This is a genomic window from Nonomuraea purpurea, assembly GCF_042650645.1.
GTDB lineage: Bacteria > Actinomycetota > Actinomycetes > Streptosporangiales > Streptosporangiaceae > Nonomuraea > Nonomuraea purpurea.
Map to the genome: position 1 here is coordinate 90,346 of NZ_JBHSBI010000013.1, position 25,663 is coordinate 116,008.

The 25,663-nt window shown below is 70.0% G+C and carries 22 protein-coding genes; 13 read left to right on the forward strand and 9 right to left on the reverse strand.

Going from position 1 to position 25,663, the window contains the following annotated elements; genetic code table 11:
- Positions 1-3: 3 nt before the first annotated feature.
- The 4 genes from ACFOY2_RS25470 to ACFOY2_RS25485 all read right to left on the reverse strand — a co-directional run bounded on the left by ACFOY2_RS25470 (position 4) and on the right by ACFOY2_RS25485 (position 3,878).
- A complete protein-coding gene (locus ACFOY2_RS25470) occupies positions 4-1,032 on the reverse strand; it encodes a polysaccharide deacetylase family protein (RefSeq protein ID WP_379530604.1) in 1,029 nt (342 codons plus the stop codon).
- A 135-nt stretch (positions 1,033-1,167) separates the two neighbouring features.
- Positions 1,168-2,382, reverse strand: coding sequence for an NADP-dependent isocitrate dehydrogenase (locus ACFOY2_RS25475; RefSeq protein ID WP_379530605.1), 1,215 nt, complete (start codon positions 2,380-2,382; stop codon positions 1,168-1,170).
- 53 nt (positions 2,383-2,435) lie between these two features.
- Positions 2,436-2,735 carry a DUF3017 domain-containing protein gene (locus tag ACFOY2_RS25480; RefSeq protein WP_379530606.1) on the reverse strand — a complete coding sequence of 100 codons (300 nt, stop codon included), beginning with the start codon at positions 2,733-2,735 and terminating at the stop codon, positions 2,436-2,438.
- Between the two features lie 21 nt (positions 2,736-2,756).
- Entirely contained in the window at positions 2,757-3,878 is a 1,122-nt protein-coding gene (locus tag ACFOY2_RS25485; protein WP_379530607.1) for a citrate/2-methylcitrate synthase, read from the reverse strand.
- A 181-nt stretch (positions 3,879-4,059) separates the two neighbouring features.
- On the opposite strand from ACFOY2_RS25485, the gene ACFOY2_RS25490 reads away from it, so the two are divergent.
- Positions 4,060-4,707: an FHA domain-containing protein gene (locus ACFOY2_RS25490; RefSeq protein WP_357819472.1), complete on the forward strand. Its 648-nt coding sequence runs from the start codon at positions 4,060-4,062 to the stop codon at positions 4,705-4,707.
- Between the two features lie 214 nt (positions 4,708-4,921).
- On the opposite strand, the gene ACFOY2_RS25495 is transcribed toward ACFOY2_RS25490, so the two are convergent.
- Positions 4,922-6,451, reverse strand: a complete 1,530-nt coding sequence (locus ACFOY2_RS25495; protein ID WP_379530608.1) for a glycoside hydrolase family 10 protein — start codon at positions 6,449-6,451, stop codon at positions 4,922-4,924.
- A gap of 86 nt (positions 6,452-6,537) precedes the next feature.
- Here ACFOY2_RS25495 and ACFOY2_RS25500 point away from each other — a divergent pair, with 86 nt between their 5' ends.
- On the forward strand, positions 6,538-7,968 hold the full coding sequence (locus tag ACFOY2_RS25500; RefSeq protein ID WP_379530609.1) for a glycoside hydrolase family 3 protein: 1,431 nt from the start codon (positions 6,538-6,540) through the stop codon (positions 7,966-7,968).
- Positions 7,965-8,825, forward strand: a complete 861-nt coding sequence (locus ACFOY2_RS25505) for a MurR/RpiR family transcriptional regulator (RefSeq protein WP_379530610.1) — start codon at positions 7,965-7,967, stop codon at positions 8,823-8,825. The genes ACFOY2_RS25500 and ACFOY2_RS25505 overlap by 4 nt, the downstream gene beginning before the upstream one ends.
- Before the next feature lie 9 nt (positions 8,826-8,834).
- Here the strand turns inward: ACFOY2_RS25505 and ACFOY2_RS25510 are convergent, their stop codons facing one another.
- Positions 8,835-9,605 carry an IclR family transcriptional regulator gene (locus tag ACFOY2_RS25510; protein WP_379530611.1) on the reverse strand — a complete coding sequence of 257 codons (771 nt, stop codon included), beginning with the start codon at positions 9,603-9,605 and terminating at the stop codon, positions 8,835-8,837.
- Between the two features lie 101 nt (positions 9,606-9,706).
- Between ACFOY2_RS25510 and ACFOY2_RS25515 the strand changes: the two genes are divergently transcribed.
- From ACFOY2_RS25515 to ACFOY2_RS25540, 6 genes are read left to right on the forward strand one after another with little or no spacing between them, the layout of a single operon-like run.
- Positions 9,707-10,651 carry an ABC transporter substrate-binding protein gene (locus ACFOY2_RS25515; RefSeq protein WP_379530612.1) on the forward strand — a complete coding sequence of 315 codons (945 nt, stop codon included), beginning with the start codon at positions 9,707-9,709 and terminating at the stop codon, positions 10,649-10,651.
- A complete protein-coding gene (locus ACFOY2_RS25520) occupies positions 10,648-11,418 on the forward strand; it encodes an ABC transporter permease (RefSeq protein ID WP_379530613.1) in 771 nt (256 codons plus the stop codon). Before ACFOY2_RS25515 ends, ACFOY2_RS25520 begins: the two co-directional genes overlap by 4 nt.
- A gap of 53 nt (positions 11,419-11,471) precedes the next feature.
- Positions 11,472-12,167, forward strand: a complete 696-nt coding sequence (locus tag ACFOY2_RS25525) for an ABC transporter permease (protein WP_379530783.1) — start codon at positions 11,472-11,474, stop codon at positions 12,165-12,167.
- Positions 12,160-12,930 carry an ABC transporter ATP-binding protein gene (locus ACFOY2_RS25530; protein ID WP_379530614.1) on the forward strand — a complete coding sequence of 257 codons (771 nt, stop codon included), beginning with the start codon at positions 12,160-12,162 and terminating at the stop codon, positions 12,928-12,930. Before ACFOY2_RS25525 ends, ACFOY2_RS25530 begins: the two co-directional genes overlap by 8 nt.
- Positions 12,927-14,519, forward strand: a complete 1,593-nt coding sequence (locus tag ACFOY2_RS25535; RefSeq protein WP_379530615.1) for a thiamine pyrophosphate-dependent enzyme — start codon at positions 12,927-12,929, stop codon at positions 14,517-14,519. The genes ACFOY2_RS25530 and ACFOY2_RS25535 overlap by 4 nt, the downstream gene beginning before the upstream one ends.
- A gap of 10 nt (positions 14,520-14,529) precedes the next feature.
- Positions 14,530-15,990: a benzaldehyde dehydrogenase gene (locus ACFOY2_RS25540; protein WP_379530616.1), complete on the forward strand. Its 1,461-nt coding sequence runs from the start codon at positions 14,530-14,532 to the stop codon at positions 15,988-15,990.
- A gap of 6 nt (positions 15,991-15,996) precedes the next feature.
- Here ACFOY2_RS25540 and ACFOY2_RS25545 read toward each other — a convergent pair whose 3' ends face one another.
- Together ACFOY2_RS25545 and ACFOY2_RS25550 are read right to left on the reverse strand one after the other, a co-directional pair.
- Positions 15,997-16,395, reverse strand: a complete 399-nt coding sequence (locus ACFOY2_RS25545) for a hypothetical protein (RefSeq protein ID WP_379530617.1) — start codon at positions 16,393-16,395, stop codon at positions 15,997-15,999.
- Between the two features lie 52 nt (positions 16,396-16,447).
- Positions 16,448-17,665, reverse strand: coding sequence for a serine hydrolase domain-containing protein (locus ACFOY2_RS25550; RefSeq protein WP_379530618.1), 1,218 nt, complete (start codon positions 17,663-17,665; stop codon positions 16,448-16,450).
- 293 nt (positions 17,666-17,958) lie between these two features.
- Between ACFOY2_RS25550 and ACFOY2_RS25555 the strand changes: the two genes are divergently transcribed.
- Positions 17,959-18,717 (forward strand): GbsR/MarR family transcriptional regulator, encoded by a 759-nt coding sequence (locus ACFOY2_RS25555; RefSeq protein ID WP_379530619.1) that lies wholly within the window; start codon positions 17,959-17,961, stop codon positions 18,715-18,717.
- 10 nt (positions 18,718-18,727) lie between these two features.
- On the opposite strand, the gene ACFOY2_RS25560 is transcribed toward ACFOY2_RS25555, so the two are convergent.
- Positions 18,728-19,573 carry a bifunctional methylenetetrahydrofolate dehydrogenase/methenyltetrahydrofolate cyclohydrolase gene (locus ACFOY2_RS25560; RefSeq protein ID WP_379530620.1) on the reverse strand — a complete coding sequence of 282 codons (846 nt, stop codon included), beginning with the start codon at positions 19,571-19,573 and terminating at the stop codon, positions 18,728-18,730.
- 192 nt (positions 19,574-19,765) lie between these two features.
- Here ACFOY2_RS25560 and ACFOY2_RS25565 point away from each other — a divergent pair, with 192 nt between their 5' ends.
- Genes ACFOY2_RS25565 through ACFOY2_RS25575 form a run of 3 tightly spaced genes read left to right on the forward strand, consistent with a single transcriptional unit; the run spans position 19,766 to position 25,643 of the window.
- A complete protein-coding gene (locus ACFOY2_RS25565) occupies positions 19,766-23,947 on the forward strand; it encodes a glycoside hydrolase family 38 N-terminal domain-containing protein (protein WP_379530621.1) in 4,182 nt (1,393 codons plus the stop codon).
- Positions 23,944-24,732, forward strand: coding sequence for a DUF7158 domain-containing protein (locus ACFOY2_RS25570; RefSeq protein ID WP_379530622.1), 789 nt, complete (start codon positions 23,944-23,946; stop codon positions 24,730-24,732). The genes ACFOY2_RS25565 and ACFOY2_RS25570 overlap by 4 nt, the downstream gene beginning before the upstream one ends.
- Positions 24,732-25,643 carry an ROK family protein gene (locus ACFOY2_RS25575; protein WP_379530623.1) on the forward strand — a complete coding sequence of 304 codons (912 nt, stop codon included), beginning with the start codon at positions 24,732-24,734 and terminating at the stop codon, positions 25,641-25,643. Before ACFOY2_RS25570 ends, ACFOY2_RS25575 begins: the two co-directional genes overlap by 1 nt.
- The last annotated feature ends 20 nt before the right edge of the window (positions 25,644-25,663 follow it).

The following is a 25,663-nucleotide window of genomic DNA, read 5'->3' on the forward strand; positions in this document are numbered from 1 at the left end:
GCGTCAGTAGGGCAGGCTCCAGGTGGCGAACGACTTACGCAGGTAGGGAGTCTTGAACTTCGGATAGGCCACCGTCCCGACGTCGCCGTCGGAGGTGTAGCGCATGTCCGGGTTGTTCTTCAGCCAGTCGAGCCAGGCCGCCGAGCAGAACTGCGCGCAGTCGCCCTTCTTCTCCATGACCTTGATCCGCGGGATGCCTGCCGGGTCGAACGCCTTGCTGAACGGCGCCGGAGCAGGCGTGTACCCCGCCAGGAACGCGCCCTGGTGGTTGTAGAACTTGCCGTGCAGGGCCCACTCCTTGTTGCGCGGCTGGTTGCCGTAGGGCAGCGCGATCGTGGTCGGGTTGACGCCGGACAGGGTGTTGATCTGCTTGGCGATCGAGCCGATCTGCTCCTCGACGTCCTTCTGCGGCCGTCCGCGCAGGTTGAGGTGGTCGCGGGTGTGGTTGCCGATCTCGAAGCCGTTGTCCTTGAGCCAGCCCAGCGTCTGCGCCTGCTCCTCGGGGATGGTCTTGCCGAACATGTCACGCGTCACGTAGAACGTGGCGGCCGGACGCCACCCCGGGTGCGCGGCGGCCACCTCTTTGAGGATGGCGACGGCCGTGTCCTTCTGGGGCACGCCCACCTCGTTCAGGGTGAGCTGCGAAGGGGAGGAGTCATCGAAGGTCAGCACGACGGGGTGCTTCCCAGCCGGAATGTCGATCTTGCCGGACACCATCTGGGCGGCCGTGATCGGCACGTAGTCCTCTCTGACCAACCGTTCCAGGTCTTCCCTGAACTGCTGGGGCGACCTGTCGTCCGTCGTCGCCGGCTTGGGGACGATCCGGTGGAACATCAACACCGGGATCTGCCCGAGCTCGTTGGCCTTGACCTTGGCGGCGGCCTTGATCTTGGCAGCCCTGGCCGCCTTGAGCTTCGCGACGGCGTCGCTCTTGGTGTCGGTCAGTTTGACGGTGCTGGGCTGCGAATCGCATCCGGTCAGGAACGCGGCGGCAGCGAGCACCCCCAGCCCACTCAAAATTCGCAGTCGCATCCGAACCCCCCGAGACGCGTACGACTGATTACGAGGGGGCTCCTACCCAACTGATCAACAACGCCACGCAGGCACCATGTCAAGACATGGGAAAGGGCCGCCCGAGGGCGGCCCTTCGCGCGGGGAGGAAGACGATCAGGCCATCTTCTTCTTGAGGTTCTCATCCAGCGCCGCCAGGAAGTCCTGGGTGGTCAGCCACTCGGCGTCGCCGCCGACCAGGAGCGCCAGGTCCTTGGTCATCTGGCCGCCCTCGACGGTCTCGACGCAGACCTGCTCCAGCTTGTTGGCGAAGTCGCTCACCCCGGGGGTGTTGTCGAGCTTGCCTCGGTGGGCCAGGCCACGCGTCCAGGCGTAGATCGAGGCGATGGGGTTGGTGGAGGTCGGCTTGCCCTGCTGGTGCTGGCGGTAGTGGCGGGTGACGGTGCCGTGCGCGGCCTCGGCCTCGACGGTCTGGCCGTCGGGGGTCATCAGGACCGAGGTCATCAGGCCGAGGGAGCCGAAGCCCTGGGCGACGGTGTCGGACTGGACGTCGCCGTCGTAGTTCTTCGCGGCCCAGACGTAGCCGCCCTCCCACTTGAGCGCCGCGGCGACCATGTCGTCGATGAGGCGGTGCTCGTAGGTCAGGCCGGCCTTCTCGAACTCGTCCTTGAACTCGCTCTCGTAGATCTCGGCGAAGATGTCCTTGAAGCGGCCGTCGTACGCCTTGAGGATCGTGTTCTTGGTGGAGAGGTAGACGGGGTAGTTGCGGTTGAGGCCGTAGCGCATCGAGGCGCGGGCGAAGTCGCGGATCGACTCGTCCAGGTTGTACATCGCCATCGCGATGCCGCTGCCGGGGAAGTCGTACACGTCGAGCTCGATCGGCTCGGTGCCGTCCTTCGGCGTGAACGTCAGGGTCAGCGTGCCCTCACCGGGGATCTTCAGGTCGGTCGCACGGTACTGGTCGCCGAAGGCGTGACGGCCGACGACGATCGGCTTGGTCCAGCCGGGGACGAGGCGCGGCACGTTCGACATGATGATCGGCTCGCGGAAGATGACGCCGCCGAGAATGTTGCGGATGGTCCCGTTGGGGGACTTCCACATCTTCTTGAGTCCGAACTCCTCGACCCGCGCCTCGTCCGGGGTGATGGTGGCGCATTTCACACCGACGCCGTACTTCTTGATGGCGTTGGCGGCGTCGATGGTGACCTGGTCGTCCGTCGCGTCACGGTGCTCGATGCCGAGGTCGTAGTACTTCAGGTCGACGTCGAGGTAGGGAAGGATCAACTGGTCCTTGATGAATTGCCAGATGATCCGGGTCATCTCGTCGCCGTCAAGCTCGACGACAGGACCCTCCACCTTGATCTTGGGCATGCGAATGGTTCCCCTTCAATGAATCGATGCGTTGAGGCTATCGGACCGTCCGGTCACCGGGCGAAAAGGGACAAGATCAGCGCCTTGAGCTCGTTGTTGTACAGCAAGAGCGAGGTCAGGACCAGGACGAAGCCAAATCCCGCCAGGGTGATGACGTCGACCTTCTTGCTCCTGATGGACAGTTGCCCGCTGTAACCGGCGAAGCGGAGCGCGGCGGCGATCATGATGAAGGCGCCCATGGTGAACCCGCCCCAGCGCGGGTCCACGAAGAAGATCACGAGCAGACTCACGACCGCACCCGCCAGGATCAGCGGGTACGGCCCCCAGGTCTCGCGTTCGGTCCCTTGGCTCAACGGCAACTCATCTCTCTACGCTCATCGCTCGTCGATCGGCTTCCACTTCTGGTCCGTCTCCCCGATGTACTCACTGTCGGGCCGGATCAGCCGGTTGTCGGCGTGCTGCTCGATCACGTGAGCGGTCCAGCCGGACATCCGGCTGATGGAGAAGACCGGCGTGAACAGGTCGGTCGGAATACCGAGATAGTGGTACACCGACGCGGCGTAGAAGTCGACGTTCGGGTAGAGGCCCTTGGTCTCGAGGACGACCTCCTCCATCTCCTTGGACATCCGATAGTAGGTGTCGTCGCCGGTGGACTCGGCCAGTTCGGCGGACATCCTGCGCAGATGTGTGGCGCGGGGGTCCTCGGTCTTGTAGACGCGGTGGCCGAATCCCATGATCTTCTCGTGGGCGTCCAGCTTTTCGCGTACGGCCTGGGCCACGCGGCCGGGGGCCAGCGACTCCAGCGTCTTCATGACCTGCTCGTTCGCCCCGCCGTGGAGCGGTCCTTTGAGGGTGCCGATGGCGGCGACGATGGCGGAGTGCATGTCCGACAGGGTCGCGGCGCAGACGCGGGCGGCGAACGTGGAGGCGTTCATCGTGTGGTCGGCGTGCAGGACCAGGCACTGGTCGAAGATCTCGACCTCGCGGGCCTGCGGCGTGCGGCCCGTCACCTGGAGCAGGAAGTTCGCGGCGATGCTCAGCGAGGGGTCGGCGTCGGGGACGTCGGAGCCGGTGCGGGCGGCGTGGTAGCGGGCGACCAGCAGGGGCTGCTGGGCCACCAGCCGGGCGGCCTTGCGCAGGTTGGCGTCGGGGGTGCTGGAGTCTTTGTCGGCGTCGTCGGCGCCGGCCAGCGAGACCAGCGAGCGCAGCGCCTCCATGGGTTTCTGCTTCTCGGCGATCTCGGCGATGTTCGCGGAGACGAGGCCGCCCAGCTCGCGGCCCTGCGCCAACTCGGTGCCGTAGGCGTCCAGTTCGGAGCGGGTGGGCAGCTTGCCTCGCTGGAGCAGGTGTGAGGTCTCCTCGAACGTCGCACGGCCGGCCAGATCGTGGATGTCGTATCCACGGTAGAAGAGCCGACCGGCCTTTCCGTCAATGTCGCTCAGCGCTGTGGACGCGGCTACGACATCGGCCAGGCCTTTCGTGGGCTTGTCCGCCATGAGTGTTTCCTCCGCTTATCTCCGTCCGAAGTCTACCCGTGAGCAGGCAAAACCGTCCGCAAAGGTCCAGACCAATTTCACGTCGGATTCTCCTTTCGGCAAAGGCGATTCCGCATCCCCTCGTTTGGGTAAGCCGGAGCTGTAGTAATAGTTACGGCGGGCTACCTGGGGAGGAACTGCCGTGGAGGGGCCGTTCATACGCATCGAGGACACTGGCGAGGTGGTCCCGTTGCGCCCCGAGATCACGACTGTCGGAAGGGGCCGGGGCGTCGACATCCGGCTCACCGACCCCAGCGTGTCTCGGCTCCATGCCGAGTTCGTCAGACGAGGACCTTACCTGTATGTCGTGGACCTGGGTCTGTCCAGGAACGGCACACGGGTGAACGGCAGGCCGATCGCCCGGAGGGTGCTCGACGACGGTGACGTCGTCTCCTTCGGCGCGGCACGGGGTCGCATAGGTGGAGTCCCTCGTGAGGACTTCACCCCCGAGGTCGAGCTGCGCAGGGCGGCGGCGCCCGAGCTCACCAGGCGCGAGGTCGACGTGCTGACCTCGCTGTGCAGGCCGGCCCTGTCTGACGAGGCGTTCGTCGCTCCGGCGACCGCACGCGAGATCGCCGACGACCTGGTCGTGACCGAGGCCGCGGTCAAGCAGCATCTGCTGCGGCTCTACCAGAAGTTCAGGATTCCCGAGGGCACCAACCGGCGCACACGGCTGGCCAACGAGGTCGTCGCGCTCGGTCTGGTCCGCCCGACCCCTGTCGTGCCACCGCAGCGGGCATCGGGAACCTCGGCCGAACAACCGTCGGCGGCCGGGCGCAGGGCTTCTTAGGCACCGGTTCTGCGAACCGGGGCTTCTGCGAAGGGTTCCGCCAGTGTCGGGACCCTGGCTTCACCGTGCCCGAGGGCACGGTGCCGGGCGGCGGCGCCCGTCCTTTCAGGCGAGGCGCCGGGCTCGTCGCAGGTCGGGAAAGCGGGCCGGCGACGCACGTGAGCGGAGCACGCTCACGGACACGTCACCGGCTCGTTCCCGGCCATTTCTTCCCTCAGAGCACCCTGAAGCCGTTGCTGGGCTTGCTCGTCCGGTTGACGCGGTCCACCGCGACCACGTAGTAGTGATCGCCGCGCTTGCCGTCGGGGTCCGTCCAGCGCACCTGGCGATCGCCCGGCACCACCGCGACCAGGTTGCGCGCGTCGGCGAAGGCGCCGGAGGCGGCGTCCCTGGCGAAGCGGAAGATCGCGAACAGGAACGGCTCGTCCCTGCCGGTGGCCACCGCCCGCACCTCGACGCCGCCGGAGCGGCGCAGCGCGTAGGCCAGCACCGGCCGCCGCGGCGGCTCCCCGCCGGCTAGCCTGGGCAGCACGGGCGCGAGCGCGGGCCGCTGGTAGTGATCGTTCACGGCGGTCGTGATCGAGCCGATCCTGTCGACCTTGACGTCATTGGCGTTGTACCAGATGTCGCCGCCGATCTCCGGGTGGTCCCCGTTGAGGGTCAGGTGCCTGGACAGCTCCTGCGGGGCCTGCCATTCGGCCGCCTGGGCCGGGTCGCCGGCCTTGTAGGCGGCCTGGCCGATCCACAGCAGCGTCTTGGTGCCGCTCGCGACGTCCGCCCACCAGGGCACGAGCTTGGAGTAGTCGGCCGGCGGCTGCCCGATGTACCAGTAGAGCTGGGGCGCGATGTAGTCGAGCCAGCCCTTCTTGACCCAGCCTCGGGTGTCGGCGTGCAGGTTGTCGTAGGACTGGCCGCCGTTGGTGTCGGACCCGAGCGGGTCGGCGGCCTTGTTGCGCCAGATCCCGGACGGGCTGATGCCCCAGGCGATGTCCGGCTTGGCCGCCAGAACGCGCTGCTGCATCTCCTGGACCATGAGGTCGACGTTGTTACGCCGCCAGGAGGCCAGGTCGGGGAAGCCGGCGCCGTACTTGGCGTACGCGGCGCTGTCGTCGAAGGCCGTGGTGTTGGTGGGGTAGAAGTAGTCGTCGAAGTGCAGGCCGTCGATGTCGTAGCGGGTGACCGCGTCCATCATCGCGTCCTGGCAGAACGTGCGCACTTCCGGCATGCCCGGGTTGTAGTAGAGCTTGCCGCCGAACGGCAGAATCCAGTCGGGGTGCTTGCGCCCGGGGTGGTCGGGGTGCAGCTTGGCCGGGTCGGCCTGCATCGAGACCCGGTACGGGTTGAACCACGCGTGGAAGGCCAGGCCCCGCTTGTGCGTCTCGGCCACGGCGAACGCGAGCGGGTCGTAACCGGGGTCCTGCCCCTGGGTGCCGGTCAGGTACTGTGACCAGGGCTCGAACGGGGACGGCCAGAACGCGTCCGCCGTGGGCCTGATCTGCACGAACACCGAGTTGAGCTTGCGTTGCACGGCCACGTCCAGCCAGGCGAGGAACTCGGCCTTCTGCTCGTCGGCGGTCAGCCCCGGCTTCGACGGCCAGTTGATGTTGACCACGGAGGCGATCCACATACCGCGCATCTGACGCAGCGGCGGAACGTAGCCGGCCTGCGCGAAGGCGGGCAACGGCACGGCGGAGGCGGCGGCGGCGAGGGCGAGGCCCCTCAGGAGGGTTCTTCTGCTGGGCATGGGGGGTGCCTCTCGAAAGTGGTTGTGTCGAGGGCGACGATGACAGAAAATTACCTTCAGATCAATAAATGTGAAGGAAAATGCCGATGAGCGGTGACCTGTACAGACTGGCGATGACGGTGCTGCACCCCGGGTACGAGGGGACCTCCGCCCCCGAGTGGCTGCGCCGTGCGCTGGGCGAGGGTCTGGGCGGGGTGGTCCTGTTCGCCCGCAACGCCATCGACGCCCGGCTCGTACGGGAATTTCGCGCCGAAAACCCCGACGTCGTCGTCGCGATCGATGAGGAGGGCGGCACGGTCACCCGGCTGGAGGTCGTGGAGGGCAGCTCCTTCCCCGGCAACCGGGCGCTGGGCGTGGCCGACGACGTGGCGCTGACCGAGCGGGTGGGCCGCCAGATCGGCCGCATGCTCGGCGAGCTGGACATCACGCTGAACTACGCGCCCGACGCCGACGTGAACTCCAACCCGGCCAACCCCGTGATCGGCGTCCGCTCGTTCGGCCCCACGGCCGACCTGGTCGCCCGTCACACGGCCGCCTACGTCAACGGGGTTCAGGGCGCGGGCGTGGCGGCCTGCGCCAAGCACTTCCCCGGCCACGGCGACACGGTCACCGACTCCCATCTGGCGCTGCCGACCGTGCACGCCCCGCGCGAGGTGCTCGCCGAGCGCGATCTGCCGCCGTTCAAGGCCGCGATCGACGCCGGGGTGCGCTCGATCATGTCCGGCCACCTGCTCATCCCCGCTCTCGACCCGTCGGTGCCGGCCACCCTCAGCCGGGCCGTCCTGACCGAACTCCTCAGGGGCGAGCTCGGTTTCGACGGCATGCTCGTCACCGACGCGATCGAGATGCAGGCGGTGGCCGACATGTTCGCCCCCGGCGAGATCGCGGTCCGCGCGCTCAACGCCGGCGTGGACGCCATCTGCATGGGGGTGTCCACCGAGGAGATCGTGTACGAGATCCGCGACGCCGTCGTGGCGGCCGTCCGCTCCGGCGCGCTGCCCGAGGAGCGGCTGGAGCAGGCGGCCTCCCGGGTACGGGCGCTTTCCGGCTGGTACGCCGCCCAGTCGGAGCTGCGCGACAAGGCCAGGCTGGACGTCGACCCCGCCGTCGGCCTGGAGGCGGCCAGGGCGGCCCTGTCCACGGCCGGATCGGCCGTCCTTGACCGCGCGCCGCTGGTCGTCGAGGTCAACACCCGCCTCAACAAGGCCGTGGACCCGGCCACGCCGACCGGCATCACGGCCGCCCTCATCTCCCTTCTGCCCGAAACGGCCATCGTGCGCATGGACCCCTCCGGCGAGCTGCCGCGCTTCGACGAACGCCCGATCGTGCTGGTCGTCCACGACGCCGCCCGCCACCCCTGGGTACGCGAGACCGTGGCCAAGGCCCTGGCGGCCCGCCCCGACGTGATCGTCGTCGACACCGGCATCCCGGCGCCGCCCGGTGGGCCCACGCACGTGGCCACCCACGGCATCTCCCGGGTCTCGGCGCAGGCGGCGGCGGAATGGCTGACCAGATGAGCGCCGAACCCGCCAACCCCGTCGCGGCGGTACGGGCCGTGCTGCCCTCGCTCACCCCGGCGGCGCAGGCCATCGCCCGCATCATCCTCGACGACCCCGGCCTCGTCGTGCGCAGCACGATCACCGAGTTCAGCGCGGTGTCGGGGACGAGCGAGGCGACGATCGTCCGCACGGCCCGCGCGCTCGGCTTCGCCGGATACTCCCAGATGCGCTTCGCGCTGGCCGCGGCCGTCGCCAAGGAGCCCGAGCGGCTGGTGCCCGGCGACCTGGCGCCCGACGACCCGCTGACGGACGTCATCGCCAAGGTCGCCCGCGCCGAGTCGGAGGCGCTGGCCGACACGGCCGGCCAGCTCGACCCTGACGGGCTGGGCGAGGTGGTCAAGGCCATCTCGGTGGCGCGCCGCGTGGACGTGTACGGCGTGGCGGCCTCGGGGCTGGTGGCCGCCGACATGTCGCAGAAGCTGCTGCGCATCGGGCTGTCCAGCCACCCGTTCAGCGACGCGCACCTGGCCCTGACCAGCGCGGCCCTGCTGAAGGACGGCGACGTGGCGGTCGCCATAAGCTGCACCGGCGAGACGCCCGACGTGCTGGTGCCCGCCCGCACCGCCTCCGAGGCGGGGGCGGTGGTCGTGGGGATCACCAACAACCCCCGGTCGTCGCTGGCCGAGCTGGCCGATCACACGCTGGTGTCCGCCGGCCGCGAAACCGCCTTCCGGCCGGGGGCTCTGGCCAGCCGGATCAGCCAACTGCTGATCGTCGACTGCATCTTCGTCGGGCTGGCGCAACGCACCTACGACACGGCGGACGCGGCGATCCGGGCCACCCGCGAGGCCACGGACCGCTACCGCATGCGCTGACCCGGCGGCTCAGGCGCGGGCGACGGAGAGCGTGGCCAGGTCGGCCTCGATCTTGGCGGCCGTGGCCTGGAGCGGGGGCAGGAGGTCGCGGCGGATCGCCTGCAGGCTCCTCCGGCTGGCGTGCGTGGAGACGTTGACCGCGGCCACCGCCCGTCCCGACCGGTCCCTGATGGGCACCGCGATCGAGCGCAGCCCCTCCTCCAGCTCCTGGTCCACCATCGCCCACCCGCGCCCGCGCACCTGGTCCAGCTCGGCCCGCAACGCCGCCGGCAGCACGACCGTGTGGGAGGTGAGCCGGCGTAGCGAGGCCCGCTCCAGGTAGGCGTCCAGCTCCGCGGGCGGTAGCCCCGCCAGCAGCACCCGCCCCATCGACGTGCAGTAGGCCGGGAACCGGGTGCCGATGCTGATCGTCACCCGCATGATCCGGGCCGTGGCGACCCTGGCCACGTAGACGACGTCCTCGCCGTCGAGCACCGCGACCGAGGCCGACTCGCGCACCTCGGCGGCCAGGCGTTCGAGATGCGGGTCGGCGACTTCGGGCAGCGACAGACTGGACAGGTAGGCGTACCCGAGCTCAAGCACGCGCGGCGTCAGCGCGAACAGCCGGCCGTCGCTGCGCACGTACCCGAGATCGACGAGCGTGAGCAGAAACCGCCTGGCCGCCGCCCGGCTGAGCCCGGTCGCGCGGGCGACCTGACTGAGCGTCAGCTCAGGCTCCGTGGCGCTGAACGCGCGGATCACGGCGAGCCCGCGGGCGAGCGACTGCACATGATCGACCATGGTGATCCCCTTGACAGGAGCGGGCAATGGCGTAAGTTCCGCGATACGGGGTTGTTCGGTCAGAGAATACATGTGCGCATCGCGAACAAATAGGAGCAACTGTGCGTCGCGCTCTCGTGGTTTCCTCCGCCCTCCTACTCGTGGCCGCGTGCGGCAGCACGCCGCCCTCGGCCACCGGCAAGGCCCCGGGCGGCAAGGACAGGATCAACGCCGGGGTGATCGCGATCGTCGACACCGCTCCGATCCATCTCGGCAAGGCCAAGGGCTTCTTCGACGAGCAGAACATCGACCTGACGATCACCCCCGTCCAGGGCGGCGCCGCCGCCGTCTCGGGGGCGGTGAGCGGCCAATTCCAGTTCGCCTTCGCCAACACCACCTCGCTGCTGACCGCCAAACAGCAGGGCCTGGACGTGAAGGTGGTGGCCAACGGCGTCTCCTCGACCGGAGAGCAGGGCAAGGACTTCAGCGCGGTGCTGGTCAAGCCCGACAGCCCGATCAGGGCGGCCAAGGACCTGGCCGGCAAGAAGATCTCGGTCAACCAGCTCAAGAACATCGGCGACACCACCGTACGCGCCTCCGTGCGCAACGCCGGAGGCGATCCGACCGGCATCGAGTTCGTCGAACTGCCCTTCCCCGACGCGCCCGCCGCGCTGCAGGGCGGCAGGGTGGACGCCATCTGGGTGGTCGAGCCGTTCGTCAGCCAGGCGATGAGCCAGGGTGCGCGCGCCGTGTCATGGAACTTCGCCGACGCCGCCCCCGATCTCACCGTGGCGATGTACTTCACCACCGGCAAGACCGACCCCGACCTGACCAGGCGGTTCGCGGCTGCCATGGGCAAGTCGCTGGAGTACGCCGACACGCATTCCGACGAGGTCAGACAGGTGCTGAAGACCTACACCAAGATCGCGCCCGAGGTGATCGCCAAGATCAATCTGCCGAAGTGGCCCGTCGCGGTGAACAAGGCGTCCGTGCAGACCATCGCCGACCTGGCGGTCGCCGACGGGGTGCTCAAGGAGAAGGTCGACGTCTCGGCGCTGGTGCCGTGATCGGTCGTCTCGCGTACGGGCTCGCCGGGCTGGGCGGCCTGCTGGCGCTGCTGGAGGCGGTGCCACGGCTCGGCCTGGTGGACGAACGGTTCCTGCCGCCCGCCTCGACCGTCCTCGGCACGCTCGCCGGGCAGCTCGTCACGCCCGAGTTGTGGATCGCGCTCGGCGAGACCATGCGCGGCTGGGCGCTGGGGCTGGCGATCGCGTTCGGGGCCGCGGTCGTGGCCGGGGTCGTCATCGGGATCACGCCGGGGCTGCGCGACCTGACCGGCTCGACCGTGGAGTTCCTCCGGCCGATCCCGTCGGTCGCGCTGGTGCCGCTGGCCACGCTGCTGTTCGGGCCGTCGCTCGGCTCGACGCTGCTGCTCGTGGTCTACGCCGCGTTCTGGCAGGTGCTCATCCAGGTCCTGTACGGCGTCGCGGCCGTGGACGCCGTCGCCTTCGACACCGCCCGCTCCTACGGGCTGTCGGCCTGGTCACGGGTGCGCCACCTGGTGTGGCCGACGGCGCTGCCGTACGTGATGACCGGGCTCAGGCTGGCGGCGGCGGTCGCGTTCATCCTGGCGGTGACGGCCGAGCTCGTGATCGGCAGCCCTGGGCTGGGCGCGGAGATCCAGGTGGCGCAGAGCAGCGGGGCCGTCTCGACGGTGTACGCGCTGATCGTGCTGGCCGGGCTGGTCGGCATCGGGGTGAACGCGGCCGTACGGCTGCTGGAGCGCAGGGTGCTGGCCTGGCACCCGGCCGTGCGTTCGGAGGTGGCGGCGTGAGGAAGGTAGTCAACCTGCTGGCCCTGCCCGCGCTGCTCGTGCTGGCCTGGTGGATGTTCAGCGGCAGCTCCTTCTACCTGCCCGGACCGGCCGACGTGGGTCGGGCGTTCGCCGACACGTGGTTCTCCGGGCGGCTGGTCGAGGACGTGCTGCCGAGCCTCGGGCGGCTCCTGGCAGGGTACGCGGTCGCGGGGCTGCTCGGCGTGGGACTCGGGGTGCCGATCGGGCTGTCGTCGAGGCTGCGGGCCACGCTGGAGCCGGTGCTGGAGTTCTTCAGGGCCATCCCGCCGCCCGTGCTGGTGCCGTTGATCATGCTGCTCGCGGGCATCGACACACCCATGAAGGTGCTGGTCATCGTCTCGGGTTGCGTGTGGCCGATCCTGCTCAACACCGTGGAGGGCGTGCGGGCGCTCGACGAGGTCCTCGCCGACACCTGCCGCATGTACGGCGTGCGCGGCGCGTCCAGGATGCGGCGGTTCGTGCTGCGCGGCGCCAGCCCGCAGATCATGGCCGGGCTGCGGCAGGCGCTGTCCATCGGGATCATCCTCATGGTCATCAGCGAGATGTTCGCCAGCTCAAGCGGGCTGGGGTTCACGATCGTGCTGTTCCAGCGGCAGTTCCAGATCGCCGAGATGTGGAGCGGGATCCTGCTGCTCGGGCTGCTCGGACTTGGATTGTCCGTCCTGTTCCGCCGCCTGGAGCGGCGGGTGCTTGCTTGGTACTACGGCAGTGGAGCCGCCCGTGCTTGAGATCTCCTCGTTGAACAAGGTCTACGAGAGCCCAGGACGCCGCGTCGAGGCGATCGGCTCCATCACCTTCGACGTCGGCGCCGGGGAACTGGTGTGCGTCGTGGGCCCGTCCGGGTGCGGCAAGACCACGCTGCTGCGCTGCGTCGCCGGGCTGCTGCCGGCCGGCGGGGGTGAGGTGCGACTGGACGGCGTGCCCGTCACCGGCCCTCCGCCCCGGATGGCCGTGGTCTTCCAGGAGTACGGACGCAGTCTGTTCCCCTGGATGACCGTGCGCCAGAACGTCGAACTGCCGCTGAAGGAGAAGCGGGTGCCCACTGAGCGGCGACGCGACCTGGTCGCGGGCTCCCTGGAGGCGGTCGGGCTCGGCGACGCCGCCGACGCCCATCCGTGGCAACTCTCCGGCGGGATGCAGCAGCGGGTGGCCATCGCCAGGGCGGTCGCCTACGAGCCGCAGGTGCTGCTGATGGACGAGCCGTTCGCCGCCGTGGACGCCCAGACCAGGGCCGACCTGGAGGACCTCATCCTGCGGCTGTGGCGCGACCTCGGCGTGACCACGCTGTTCGTCACCCACGACATCGACGAGGCCGTGTACCTTGGGCAGCGCGTCGTCGTCCTGTCCTCCTCGCCGACCACGGTCATCGAGGACCTGAAGATCGACCTGCCGCCCGAGCGTGACCAGCTCACGACGCGGTCGCTGCCCCGGTTCGGGGAGCTGCGCGGGCACGTCTACCGGCAGATCCAGCGGGCCAGGGGCGAGCGATGAGCACGGTCAGGGACGCCGTCTTCGAGATCCTCAGGCGGTACGAGCTGACCACGATCTTCTGCAATCCCGGCTCCACCGAGGTCTCCCTGCTGACCGGGCTGCCCGACGACCTGCGTTTCGTGCTCGCCCTGCACGAAGGGTCCGTGATCGGGATGGCCACCGGATGGGCCATCGGGCGAGAGGCGCCCGCTCTGGCCGTGCTGCACACCACCGCCGGGCTCGGGAACGCGGTCGGCGCCATCGCCACGGCCCGCGCGAACCGAGTGCCCCTGGTGATCATCGTGGGGCAGCAGGACCGGCGGCACCTGGCGCTTGAGCCGTTCCTGGCCGGGCGGCTGGGCGGGCTGGCCGGGGACTACCCGGTGTGGGTGGACCAGCCGGTGCGGGCGCAGGACGTCCCGGGGGCGGTGGCGCGGGCCTTCCACGAGGCCGGCACCTTCCGCGGGCCCGCGCTCGTGATCGTGCCGATGGACGACTGGGGGGCGCTCTTCGAGGACGGGGAGACCCTGGCGGCCCCCGGACGGGTGCTGCGGCCCGTCGCCGTCGCCGACTCCGACCTCGCGCCGCTGGTGTCACTGCTGGCGGGGGCACGCTCGCCGGCTGTCGTCGCCGGGGCGGGCGCCTCATGGGAGTCCCTGGTCGCGCTCGCCGAGCGGCTGGGGTGCCCGGTGTTCCAGGAGTCGTTCGGGGCACGGGCCGGGTTTCCGCAGGACCATCCGCGCTACGCCGGGGTGCTGCCCGCCGACCGGGCGCGGCTGCGGGAGGCGCTGGCCGGGCACGACGTGGTGCTGGCCGTGGGGGCGCCGGTCTTCCGGCAGTACCCGTACGCGCCCGGGCCGTTGGTGGAGCCGGGGACGGTGGTGGCGGTGGTCACCGACGATCCGGCCGAGGCACATCGGAGTGCGGCCGACATGGCCTGTTTGGCGGCGCCGTCGGCGGTATGCGCCCGCCTGGCCACCCTCCTCCCGGCCCGTACCCCCACCACGACCAGGGCTTCCGGTCTTGTCGAGCTGCCCGAACTGCCGGCGGAAGGCAGGCCGCTCAGGGCCGCGCACGTCCTCCACGAGCTCGCCCAGCGCCTGCCCGCCGACACCGTGCTCATCGAGGAGACCCCGTCCTCCCGCCCCGACCTGCACCGCCTCATCCCCGCCAGAACCCCGCTCGGTTTCCTGTCGGCGGCCATGGGCGGGCTCGGGTTCGCCGTCCCGGCGGCGGTCGGCCTGCGGATGGCGCTCCCGCACCGCCCGGTGGTGGCGGTCGTGGGCGACGGATCGGCGCTGTACGGCGTGCACGCCCTCTGGAGCGCCGCCCACTACCACGTGGGCGCGCTGTTCGTCGTGCTCGCCAACGGCCGCTACGCGGTCATGGACCGGCTGGCCGACAAGCAGGGCGGCAAGGCGCCGTGGCCGGCGTTCACCGAGGTGGACATGCGCGCCCTGGCCAGATCGCTCGGCTGCCCGGCCCGCCGGGTGGACGACCACGACGAACTGACGTCGGCGCTGGAGGAGATCCTGCCGACGCTGTCCACCCGCGAGGAGCCCCTGCTGCTCGACGTGACCGTGACCGTGGACCCCGACTTCCAGCCTTGAGGAGGCTCCCATGACGTTCCTTGACCCGAAGATCTGGACAGGATCGATCTTCGACGGCGGATGGAAGGCGTCGCAGGCGGGGGACGCGCCCGTCGTCGAACCCGCCACGGGCAGCGAACTGGGCCGCGCGGGCACGGCAGGCGCCGGCGACGTGGCGGTGGCGGCCGTACGGGCCCGCCAGGAGCAGCGGGCGTGGGCGGCCACGCCGTACGAGGAGCGGGCCGCGCTGCTGCGGCGGGCCGGCCGGCTGTTCGAGGAGCACGCGCAGGAGATCCAGGACTGGATCGTGCGCGAGTCGGGGGGCGTGCCGGGCAAGGCGGGCTTCGAGACGCACGTGGCCGCCCAGGAGTGCTGCGAGGCGGCGGCGCTGGCCTCGCAGCCTCTGGGCGAGGTGCTGCCGACCGCGCGCAAGCGGCTCAGCTTCGCGCGGCGGGTGCCCGCCGGGGTGGTCGGCGTGATCGCGCCGTTCAACTTCCCGCTGATCCTCGGCATCCGCTCGGTCGCGCCCGCGCTCGCGCTGGGCAACGCGGTCGTCTTCAAGCCCGACCAGCGTACGGCCGTCTGCGGGGGCTTCTCGATCGCCCGCGTCTTCGAGGAGGCCGGGCTGCCGAGCGGCCTGCTGCACGTTCTGCCCGGCGGTCCGGAAGCCGGACAGGCCCTCGTCGCCGACCCGAACATCCCCGTCATCTCCTTCACCGGCTCGACCGCCGCCGGACGCAAGGTCGGGGAGGCCGGCGCGCGGCTGCTCAAGCGGGTGCACCTGGAACTGGGCGGCAACTCGGCGCTCGTCGTGTTCGACGACGCCGACCTGGAACCGGCGGTGTCGGCGGGCGCGTGGGCGTCCTTCTTCCACCAGGGCCAGATCTGCATGACCTCGGGACGCCACCTCGTGCACGAGTCGGTGGCGCGGGAGTACGTCGAACGCCTCGCCGCCAAGGCCACCGGCCTGCCCGTCGGCGATCCGGCCACCGGCCAGGTCGCGCTCGGGCCGCTCATCGACGCGGGACAGCGTGACCGGGTGCACCGGCTCGTCACCGAGAGCGTGTCCGCCGGGGCCAGGCTCGCCGCCGGCGGGACGTACGAGGAGCTGTTCTACCGGCCCACGGTGCTGGCCGAGGTGCCGGTGAACGCGCCCGCGTACGCGCAGGAGGTGTTCGGGCCCGTGGCGCCCGTGACGACGTTCTCCACCCTGGAGGAGGCGGCCGCCCTGGCCTCCGACTCCGAGTACGGGCTGTCCCTGGGCGTCCTGACCCGCGACGTCATGAAGGGGATGGCGCTGGCCGACCTGGTGCCCACGGGGATCGTCCACATCAACGACCAGACCGTGGACGACGAGGCCGTGGCGCCGTTCGGCGGGATGGGCGCGTCGGGGACGGGGACGCGGTTCGGCGGAACCGGGGCCAACATCGACGCCTTCACCGAAACGCAGTGGGTCACCATACAAGGGGACATCGCCAGGTACCCGTTCTGAGGGAAGTCAAGCGGCGTCGAGGGCTGCGGTGATCTTGCGGATCATGTCGGCCATGGTGGGGCCGGGCTCGCCCTGGGCCGCTGCTTCGATGGCGACGATGACGGTGCTCCGGAAGTTGCCGGCCTCTGCCGGAGCCTGCTTCTTGAGCAGGCTCATGGCTGCCGTCAGGGCCGGAAGCACGTGGTCGGCGAGCTCGGCCACGGACTTGCCGTTCAGGTTCATGCCCGTTGACTTCTCGGCGAGCACGTGCCCGACCGGGCCGGTCGCGGAGGCCAGGGCGATGGAGCCCTCGGTGGCGATCTTGTGGGGCGAGCCGGCGGCACCGGCGGCGGCCAGCAGCGTGACGGCGCCGTAGGCGGCGGTCCGCAGGGTGATCTTGTCCTGGTCGGTAAGGGTGACGGACATGGCTGTGTGCTCCTTCAAAGCTGTTAAGGGGTAGCTGGATGCGGGCTCGGTGTCAGTCGTCGATCGCCTGGTAGAGCGTGGTCCAAAAGTCGTGGATGAGCCGTGCCGAATCCGGGACGGACATCCCGACCTGGGTGAGCAGGATTCCGGTGAGCTGCTTGTCCGGGTCGGCGTAGGTCGAGGTGCCGCTTCCGCCGTCCCAGCCGAACTGGCCGATGGAGGCGTAGTCGCCACGGTAGGTGCGCACCGCCATCCCCATGCCCCAGCCGCCGTGCTGCCCTTGTCCGAATGACACATGGACGTTCTCGGTGGCCAGGGCGTTTCTGGCGGCGTTCTGCTCGGGCGTGAGGCGGTTGGTGGTCATCAGCTCGACGGCGGGCCTGGACAGGATCCGTTCGTTCCCGTGCGTCCCGCCGTTCAGCAGCATCCGGAAGTAGGCGTGGTAGTCATCGACGGTGGAGACCAGCCCGCCGCCACCGCCGGGGAACGCCGGAGGCCGGCTCCAGCGTCCGCCCTTGGCCTCGTCCCATACGGTGAACTCTCCGGTCTGCGGGTCGGGGGCGTAGAGGGTCGACAGCCGGTCGATCTCGTCGGCGGGCACGTGGAAGCCGGTGTCCCTCATCCCCAGCGGGTCGAAGATGCGTTCACGCAGGAACGTCTCGAACGACTGGCCCGTGACCCTGGCCACCAGCACGCCGAGCAGATCGTTGCTGATGTGGTACTGCCAGCGCTCTCCGGGCTGGTGCATCAGCGGAAGCGTGCCAAGGCGGCGCATCCACTCGTCCGGCTCGGGCATCGGCTCCGGCAGGTCGGGCGTGAGCCCCTGCTCGAAGATCGCGCCCATGATCGGCGTACCCAGCGCCGTCATGTCCATGCCGAGCCCGAACGTGGAGGTCAGCAGGTCCCGTACGGTGATCGGCCGCCGCGCCGGCACGGTGTCGTCCAGCGGGCCGTCGATCCGCTTCAGCACCCGCCGGTCGGCGAGTTCCGGCAGCCATGGCTCTACCAGGTCGTCCAGCCGCAACCTGCACTCGTCGAGCAGGACCATCGCCGCCGCGATCGCGACCGGCTTGGACGTGGACGCCATCCGGAAGATCGTGTCGCGGCGCATCGGAGCGCCGCCGTCATGGCGCATCGTCCCGATCGCTTCGACGTGCGTCTCGCCGCCTCTGCCGAACAAGGCGACGAGCCCGGGGATCTTCCCGGAATCGACATGCCGCGCCAGGACCTCGCGCATCCTGCGCAGCCCTGCTTCGGAGATGTGTCCCATCGTAAGTCTCCTCGATCTTGCTGGACCCGTCCCGGCGTGGGGCCTGTAATCCCCCGTCGGCGTTCGCGGATCGCTGAACGTCTGCGACAGTACATTGCATTCACAAAGTCGTCAACGTGCAAAGATGAGGCATCACGCCTGAACATCGAGCAGAAGAGGTCGATTTTGCAATGAGAATGACACTGAACGCAAAGGTTGATCAGAGTTGCATTGCAATGGGATCCGAGTGAATGCATACTGTGCAGCGAGCGCGCAGAGCTCCGCGCATGTCGACAGATAGGAGACGAGCACCGATGCCCGGAGGCAGACTCACCAGCGAGGACCGTCAGCACATCGCCACGGGGCTGGCCGAGGGACTCGGATACGCGGAGATCGGCCGGCGTCTGGGGCGGCCCGCCTCGACCATCATGCGGGAGGTCACCCGCAACGGCGGACCCGACGATTACGGGGCGGACCAGGCACACGACGCCACACGCCATCGTGCGCGCCGACGCAAGCAGGCTCAGCCTCCGGCGCCACCGGTCCCCGACAGCGGCCACGGGCGTGACCCCCAAGCGGTCAAGGACTTCACGGAGTCCTTCACCGCTCTCCTCACTCAGCAGGGGCTGCCCCGAATGGAGGCCAGGGTGCTGGCCTGCCTGTACATCACCGACTCCGGCGCTCTGACCGCCGCCGAGCTGGTCCAGCGGCTTCGCGTCAGCCCGGCGTCGGTCTCGAACGCCGTCGCCTTCCTCGAACAGCAGGGAATGCTCAGCAGGGAACGCGTTCCCGGCGCGCGTCGCGAACGCTACGTCATGGACGCTGAGCTCTGGCTCCGGTCCATCCGCGCAGCTCTGGAGATGAACGACGCCCTGGTGACCGCATCGCAGCGCGGAGCCGAGATTCTCGGTGTCGCGACCCCGGCGGGCGCCCGCTTCAAGTCATCCGCCGAACTCCTTCTGCTCGTGGGCGAGGCCCACCGGCAGGTCATGGAGCGGTGGCAGCAGAACCAGGCCGCCCAGGACGAACTCGCAGACCGGACCGAGAAGACAGGCGGGCCGCCGGCGGGGTGATCGGCAAAGCTCAGGAGCGTTCGGCGGACTCGACCACGTTGGACAGCAGCAGCGCACGCGTCATGGGCCCGACCCCGCCCGGGTTGGGCGTCAGGAACCCGGCGACCTCCGCCACGTCCAGCGCCACGTCCCCGGCGATCTTCCCCTCGACCCGGGAGACGCCCACGTCGAGCACCGCCGCGCCCGGCTTGACCATGTCCCGTGTGATGAGCCCCGGCACGCCCGCAGCCGCCACCACGATGTCGGCCCGGCGCACGTGGGCGGCCAGATCCTGGGTGCCGGTGTGGCAGAGGGTGACGGTCGCGTTCTCGCTGCGGCGGGTCAGCAACAGCCCCAGCGAACGCCCCACGGTGATGCCACGCCCGACCACGGCCACCTCCGCGCCCTTGATCGGTACGCCATACGCCTGCAGGAGCAGCACGATCCCGTGCGGGGTGCACGGGAGCGGCGCCTCGACCATGTGGACGAGACGGCCGAGGTTCACCGGGTGGAGGCCGTCGGCGTCCTTGGCCGGGTCCATGCGTTCCAGCAGCGCCATCGTGTCGAGGTGCTTGGGGAGCGGAAGCTGGACGATGTAGCCGGTGCACCCCGGGGAGGCGTTGAGCTCGTCGATGGCCGCCTCGACATCGGCCTGGCTCGCCGTCGCGGGAAGATCGACCCGGATGGAGGCGATGCCCACCTCGGCGCAGTCACGGTGCTTGCCCGCCACGTAGATCTGGCTGCCCGGATCGTCGCCGACGAGGACGGTGCCCAGACCGGGAACGATGCCACGTTCCTTGAGCGCGGCCACCCGGGTCGTCAGGTCTGCCTTGATCTTGGCGGCGGTCGCCTTGCCATCGAGTTTCACTGCGCTCATGCCGTCATCCTTCCACGTCTCCGCCGGCCTCCCGCACGCCCGCCCCGCCGATCTCCGCACGGCGGCACAAGTTATCCACAGATACCTGGCAGCCAGCTCAAGTTATCCACAGCCAACCGTTGACATCGTTGTCATTGATCTTTGAAGGGCTTAATGTAACGGGCGCCAAGCAAGATGCCCACGGAGGTCCCCTTGCCCGTCCCCCGCCTGTTGTCCGCAGAGTCCACCGACCTGTTCGTCGGCACCCCAGAAGAGCCACACCAGGTCCTGCGCGTCACCATCGCCCAGGGCGAGCAGTCCCCACTGGAACTGCACGGCGAGGGCGTCCGCCTAGCCCGGCCGGTGACCGTCCCGGCCGAGGCCGCAGGCGTCCTGGAGATCCCCATGAGCCTGTCGGCCCCGCCGGGCGCCGCCGTCCCCTGCGTGCTGAGGCTGGGCGAGGAGTCCCTTGAGCTCACGGTCACGGCCGAAGAGCCCGGCTGGACGATGTACATGGTGTCCCACTTCCACTACGACCCCGTCTGGTGGAACACCCAGGCCGCCTACACCACCCCGTGGGAGCTCCTCTCAGGCGACTCGACCACCAGACCCCTGTGGGAACACAACGCGTTCGCCCTGGTGGAAGCCCACATAGAGCTGGCGCGGCGCGACCCCGACTACCGTTTCGTGCTGGCCGAGGTCGACTACCTCAAGCCGTTCTTCGACACCCACCCAGAGCGCCGCGCCGACCTGCGCGCCCTCATGGCCGAGGGCCGGGTCGAGCTCATCGGCGGCACCTACAACGAGCCCAACACCAACCTGACCGGCGCCGAGACCACCATCCGCAACCTCGTCTACGGCATCGGCTACCAGCGCGACATCCTCGGCGGCGACCCGACCACGGCGTGGCAGCTCGACGTGTTCGGCCACGATCCGCAGTTCCCCGGCTACCTCGCGGCGGCCGGGCTGACGGGCAGCGCGTGGGCGCGCGGCCCCTTCCACCAGTGGGGGCCGATCAGCAAGAACTTCAAGGAGGCCAAGAACGACGCGGCCTTGATGCAGTTCCCCAGCGAGTTCGAGTGGATCTCGCCGTCGGGCCTGGGCGTCCTGACCCACTACATGCCCGGCCACTACTCGGCCGGCTGGTGGATGGACTCCTCGCCCTCCCTGGAGGAGGCCTGCCAGGCGGTCTACGACCTCTACCGCTCGCTCAAACCCGTGGCCGCCACCAAGAACATCCTCCTGCCCGTCGGCACCGACTACACCCCGCCCAACAAGTGGGTCACCGACATCCACCGCACGTGGGCCTCGCGCTATGTGTGGCCCCGGTTCGTCTGCGCGGTGCCCCGAGACTTCCTGGACGCCGTCCGCGCCGCCATGTCGTCCTTCAGCCCCCAGACCCGCGACATGAACCCCATCTACACCGGCAAGGACGTCTCCTACATCGACACCAAGCAGGCCCAGCGCGCGGCCGAGGTGGCGGCGCTCGACGCCGAGCGGCTGGCGGCGTTCGCGTCCCTGCTCGGTCTGGGCCGTTACCCGCACACGGCGCTCGACAAGGTGTGGCGTCAGCTCGCCTACGGCGCCCACCACGACGCGATCACCGGCTCGGAGTCCGACCAGGTCTACATCGACCTGCTGACCGGCTGGCGCGAGGCCCACGACCTGGCCGCCTCCGCCCGCGACACCGCCCTGACGGCCCTGACCGGCCAGATCGCCCTCGACGCTCCCGGCGTCGTGGTGACCAACACCCTGCCCTTCCCCCGCGACGGCCTGACCCGCGTCCCGCTGCCTCCCGGCCGCACCCTGGCCGGCCCTGATGGCGCCGAAGTCCCCGCCGTGGTGGAGAACGGCACCCTCACCTTCCTGGCGAAGGACGTCCCGTCGATGGGCTGGCGCACGTACGACGTCGTCGAGGGCTCCCCCGGCGCCTGGCACTCGACCTCCCACACCTCCTCCTGCACCATCCAGAACGACCGCTGGCAGGTGACGGCCGACCCCGCCAGGGGCGGGGCCCTGATCTCGGTCCTCGACCGCATCTCAGGCAGGGAGATCCTGTCCGGCACGGGCAACGAACTGCGCCTGTACGACGAATATCCCCAGCACCCCGACATGGGCGAGGGCCCCTGGCACCTCATCCCGACCGGCCACGCCGTCGGCTCGGCCGAGACCCGGGCCCTGACCACCACCGCCCGGACGAGCCCCATCGGCGAGCGCCTGATCGTCACCGGCCAGGTCGGCGAGATCACCTACGAGCAGACGGTCACCCTGCTGACCGGTTCCGACCGCATCGACTTCACCACCCGCGTGCTCGACCACACCGGCGCCGACCGCCTGCTCCGCGTCCGCTTCCCCGCCCTGGTCGAGGGCGCGCTGCCGGTGTCCGACGTGGCGGGAGCCGTCGTGGGCCGAGGCTTCGCCCTCCCCGACGTCGACTCGGCCGAACACCCGTGGACGCTCGACAACCCGGCCAACACCTGGTTCGGCCTGTCGAGCACGGCCCGCGTCGATCTCGGAGAGGCCGGGGCCCGGGCGCTGGGCGTGGCCGAGGTCGTGGTCCCCACGCCGGCCGACGCCCCGAAGGCCCGCGACCTGGTGGCGGCCCTGGCCCGCGTCGGCGTGACGGCCACGACGTCCTCGGCTCCTGGCACGCGCTACGGGTGGCTGGACGTCGACTCCAACCTCCCCGACGTCCGCATCATCCTGGGCGGCCCCGACACCAACCCCCTGGCCGCCGAACTGCTCTCCCGCGCCGACCCCGCCTACCTCGACGCCCTGAAGTCCGGCGCCACCCGCGTCTGGGTCCCCGCCGAACACCCGCTGCCCGAGGTCTGGCAGCCGAGCGCCGACCTGCGCGACGTCCGCGCCCTGCCGGCCCTCATCGTCACCGACTCCATCGCCGACCTGACGGCCGACCTGTCCGACGCCACGATCGAGGCGATCTGCCCCCTGGGTTCGGAACGCCTCGACGACCGCACGGTGGCCCTGCTCACGTACGGCCTGCCGGGCTTCGCCGTCGACCCCTCCGGCGCCCTGCACCTGTCACTGATGCGCTCCTGCACGGGCTGGCCGTCGGGCATCTGGCTGGACCCGCCCCTCCGCACCACCCCCGACGGCTCAGGCTTCCAGCTCCAGCACTGGACCCACGAGTTCTCCTACTCCCTGGTCGCCGGAGAGGGCGACTGGCGCTCCCTTCACCTCCCCGCAACCGCCCAGGAACACATCACCCCCCTGCTCCCGCGCACGGTCACCACACCACAGCAGGGCCTGTTCCCGCGCACCCACTCCCTCTTGACTCTCTCCCCCGCCCGCGAAGTCCTCCTGAGCACCCTCAAGGCCACGGGCAACCCCCACGCCCACGGCCTGGCCGCCCACCCAGGCTCGGGCACGACGATCCGCCTGATCGAATCCACCGGTCTAGGCGCCCAGGTCACGCTGCACTCCCCCGTCCTCCCCCTGGACACCCTGACCCCCTCAGACCTCCTGGAACGCCCCACCACCGCCACCCAAGAACACCCCGGCACCCCCATCCACCTGACCGGCTCCGAAATCGCCACATACCTGACCGGGCCGGCAACCACCGCCACGGACCAGCCCGAACTCGGGGCTACGACAGAGCACGCTCAGCCCGTCTACAGCCGCTACTGGCTTCACAACAAGGGCCCCGCCCCGCTGGGCTACCTGCCGATCTCCATCGCCGTAACCCCCGGCCTGATCGCCTCCCCACAGGGCCCCTTCGATCTGGAGGTCGTGGTCTCCTCCCACCTCACGGACACCCCTCACGAAGGCGTCGTGGACGTCAAAGTCCCGGAAGGCTGGACGGCCTCCCCTTCCCAACGGGCCTTCCGTGTCCCCCCAGGCGGCCACCTCCGCTTCCCTGTCACCGTGACCCCCGCTCCAGACGCCCCCGGCACCGCCCTCCATTTCGTCGCGGCCCGCACCCACGCCGGGGGCCAGCTCATCGAAGACGTCACCACCGTGGCCCTCGGCGACACCCCCGAACTCCCCATCCCCGGCCCTCCTCCAGAGCTGGGCATCGCCACCCGCGGCACCACATCCCCCGAAGGTCGCCCCACGGGTCTGTCGGTCTCCGCGCTCACCGACACGCTCACCCTCCGCCCCGGCACCAGCACCGCCCTGGTGCTGAGACTCACCAACACCACAGCGGACGAGATCCGCGGCGAAACCCAGCTGGCCTCCCCCTGGGGCACCTGGCACCTCCTCCCGGAGAGCATCCAGGGCTTCACCGTGGCGGCGAACGAATCGGTGGAAGTGTCGTTCCCCGTGGAGGTGCCCGAGGACGCCTCAGACGGCCATTGGTGGGCGCTGGCCAAGGTCATGTGGTTCGGCCGCTGCCAGTACGCCCCGGCCGTCCGCCTGGAGGTGAGCCGATGACTCCCCCGCCCTCAAGCCCGTCCACCGTCATCGGCTGGGTCGACGACCGCCCGATCCCACGCACCCACCTCGACCAGCGCCTTTCCGACCTACGCAACGGCCCCCTCCGCACCACCCTGCCCACCCCGGGCAGCTCGGAGGACCGCCAGCTCGCCCGCTGGCTGACGCAGGTCATCCTCACGGAGGCCGCCTGCGAATCAGCGGCCACCGAACTCGCCCGATCCACACCCTCACCGAGGGAACCAGCGCTGGACCGCATCGCAGCCGTCGAACTGGGCTCCATCAACGCCGCCGCCTACAACAACAGCCCCCATGTCCGGGCCATGTTCCACCACGTCACCACCGACGTGACGATCCCCTCGGAATGGCAACACCCACGCCCATCTCCTCACCCTTCACACCACCTCGTCCACCACCGCCTCTTCACCGACCCCACCCGCGCCCGCAAAGCGACCCCAGCCGACCTCGAACCCCTCGGCCCGATCACACTCGACTCACTGCCTACCGCGATCGCCGAAGCCCTCAGCCAACACCCCCACGGCACCCTCGTCGGCCCAGTGGAGGACACCCTCGGCTGGCACGTCGCCACAGCAGTCCCGGCACCGACCACGAACGGCCGGCAACCACCACCCGAGAAGGCCCCTGATCAGCACCTTCTGGCGGCAGCACGGCGAAGAGCCTTCGCCCGCTGGCTCGACGACCTACGCGCCCAGAAGATAAGACTCGTCCCCGGCCTTGAGCACCCTGGCGATCCCCGCCAGCCCGACAACCACCACAAACACTGATGACCTGCGTACTTGCCATTGACATCGGAGGAACCAAGCTCGCCGCCGCCCTGGTGGACGAGTCCGGTTCCGCCCTGCGCTCCGCCACCCGTCCGACACCGCGCACGGACGTCATGTCCGCCCTGGCGGCTCTCATCGCGGAGGTGACGAACGGCGGCCCGCCCCCCGCGGCCGTCGGCATCGGCTGCGCGGGCCCGCTCGACCTGGCGACCGGCACCGTGAGCCCGGTGAACATGCCAAGCTGGCGCGGCTTCCCCCTGCGCGACGAGGTCCGCGAGCTCACCGGTCTGCCCACCATGCTCGCCGGCGACGCGCAGTGCTTCGCCCTCGGGGAGCATTGGCTGGGAGCGGGCCGGGGCAGCGAGTCGCTGCTCGGGATCGTCGTGTCCACCGGCATCGGCGGCGGCCTGGTGACAAACGGCGCCCCGTTCCTGGGCCTGACCGGCAACGCCGGACACGTGGGGCACATGAGCATCGACCCCAACGGCGAACGTTGCGAATGCGGCGGCCGAGGCTGCGTCGAACGCTACTCCAGCGGCCCGAACCTGGTCCGCTGGGCCCTGGAGAACGGCTGGTCACCCGGATCCGCCCAAGCGGACGCACGGATACTCGCCCAGGACGCCGCAGCAGGAGACCTGATTGCGGTGGCAGCGTTCGAACGCGGCGCCAGAGCCCTGGCCGGCATGATCGCCTCCACCGCGGCCATCGTCGAGCTCACGACGGTGGTCGTCGGAGGCGGCGTGTCAGCCGCCGGCAAGCTCCTCTTCGACCCCTTGGAACACGCCCTCGACGACGTGGCCGGCCTCCCCTTCGTCAGGAGGGTCCAGGTCCGCCAGAGCACCCTCGGCGTCCGAGCCAGCCTCGCGGGCGCAGCCAACCTGGCCTGGCGACAACCCACGCCCACCACCTGACGACACCCGGACGGAGGGAC

Coding starts and splice junctions, on each gene's coding strand:
- ACFOY2_RS25475 (WP_379530605.1), bottom strand. CDS start 2,382: ATGCCCAAGATCAAGGTGGAGGGTCCTGTCGTCGAGCTTGACGGCGAC.
- ACFOY2_RS25545 (WP_379530617.1), bottom strand. CDS start 16,395: ATGTCCGTCACCCTTACCGACCAGGACAAGATCACCCTGCGGACCGCC.
- ACFOY2_RS25525 (WP_379530783.1), top strand. CDS start 11,472: ATGTTCAGCGGCAGCTCCTTCTACCTGCCCGGACCGGCCGACGTGGGT.
- ACFOY2_RS25550 (WP_379530618.1), bottom strand. CDS start 17,665: ATGGGACACATCTCCGAAGCAGGGCTGCGCAGGATGCGCGAGGTCCTG.
- ACFOY2_RS25570 (WP_379530622.1), top strand. CDS start 23,944: ATGACTCCCCCGCCCTCAAGCCCGTCCACCGTCATCGGCTGGGTCGAC.
- ACFOY2_RS25555 (WP_379530619.1), top strand. CDS start 17,959: ATGCCCGGAGGCAGACTCACCAGCGAGGACCGTCAGCACATCGCCACG.
- ACFOY2_RS25495 (WP_379530608.1), bottom strand. CDS start 6,451: ATGCCCAGCAGAAGAACCCTCCTGAGGGGCCTCGCCCTCGCCGCCGCC.
- ACFOY2_RS25540 (WP_379530616.1), top strand. CDS start 14,530: ATGACGTTCCTTGACCCGAAGATCTGGACAGGATCGATCTTCGACGGC.
- ACFOY2_RS25560 (WP_379530620.1), bottom strand. CDS start 19,573: ATGAGCGCAGTGAAACTCGATGGCAAGGCGACCGCCGCCAAGATCAAG.
- ACFOY2_RS25510 (WP_379530611.1), bottom strand. CDS start 9,605: ATGGTCGATCATGTGCAGTCGCTCGCCCGCGGGCTCGCCGTGATCCGC.
- ACFOY2_RS25535 (WP_379530615.1), top strand. CDS start 12,927: ATGAGCACGGTCAGGGACGCCGTCTTCGAGATCCTCAGGCGGTACGAG.
- ACFOY2_RS25500 (WP_379530609.1), top strand. CDS start 6,538: ATGAGCGGTGACCTGTACAGACTGGCGATGACGGTGCTGCACCCCGGG.
- ACFOY2_RS25470 (WP_379530604.1), bottom strand. CDS start 1,032: ATGCGACTGCGAATTTTGAGTGGGCTGGGGGTGCTCGCTGCCGCCGCG.
- ACFOY2_RS25575 (WP_379530623.1), top strand. CDS start 24,732: ATGACCTGCGTACTTGCCATTGACATCGGAGGAACCAAGCTCGCCGCC.
- ACFOY2_RS25505 (WP_379530610.1), top strand. CDS start 7,965: ATGAGCGCCGAACCCGCCAACCCCGTCGCGGCGGTACGGGCCGTGCTG.
- ACFOY2_RS25485 (WP_379530607.1), bottom strand. CDS start 3,878: ATGGCGGACAAGCCCACGAAAGGCCTGGCCGATGTCGTAGCCGCGTCC.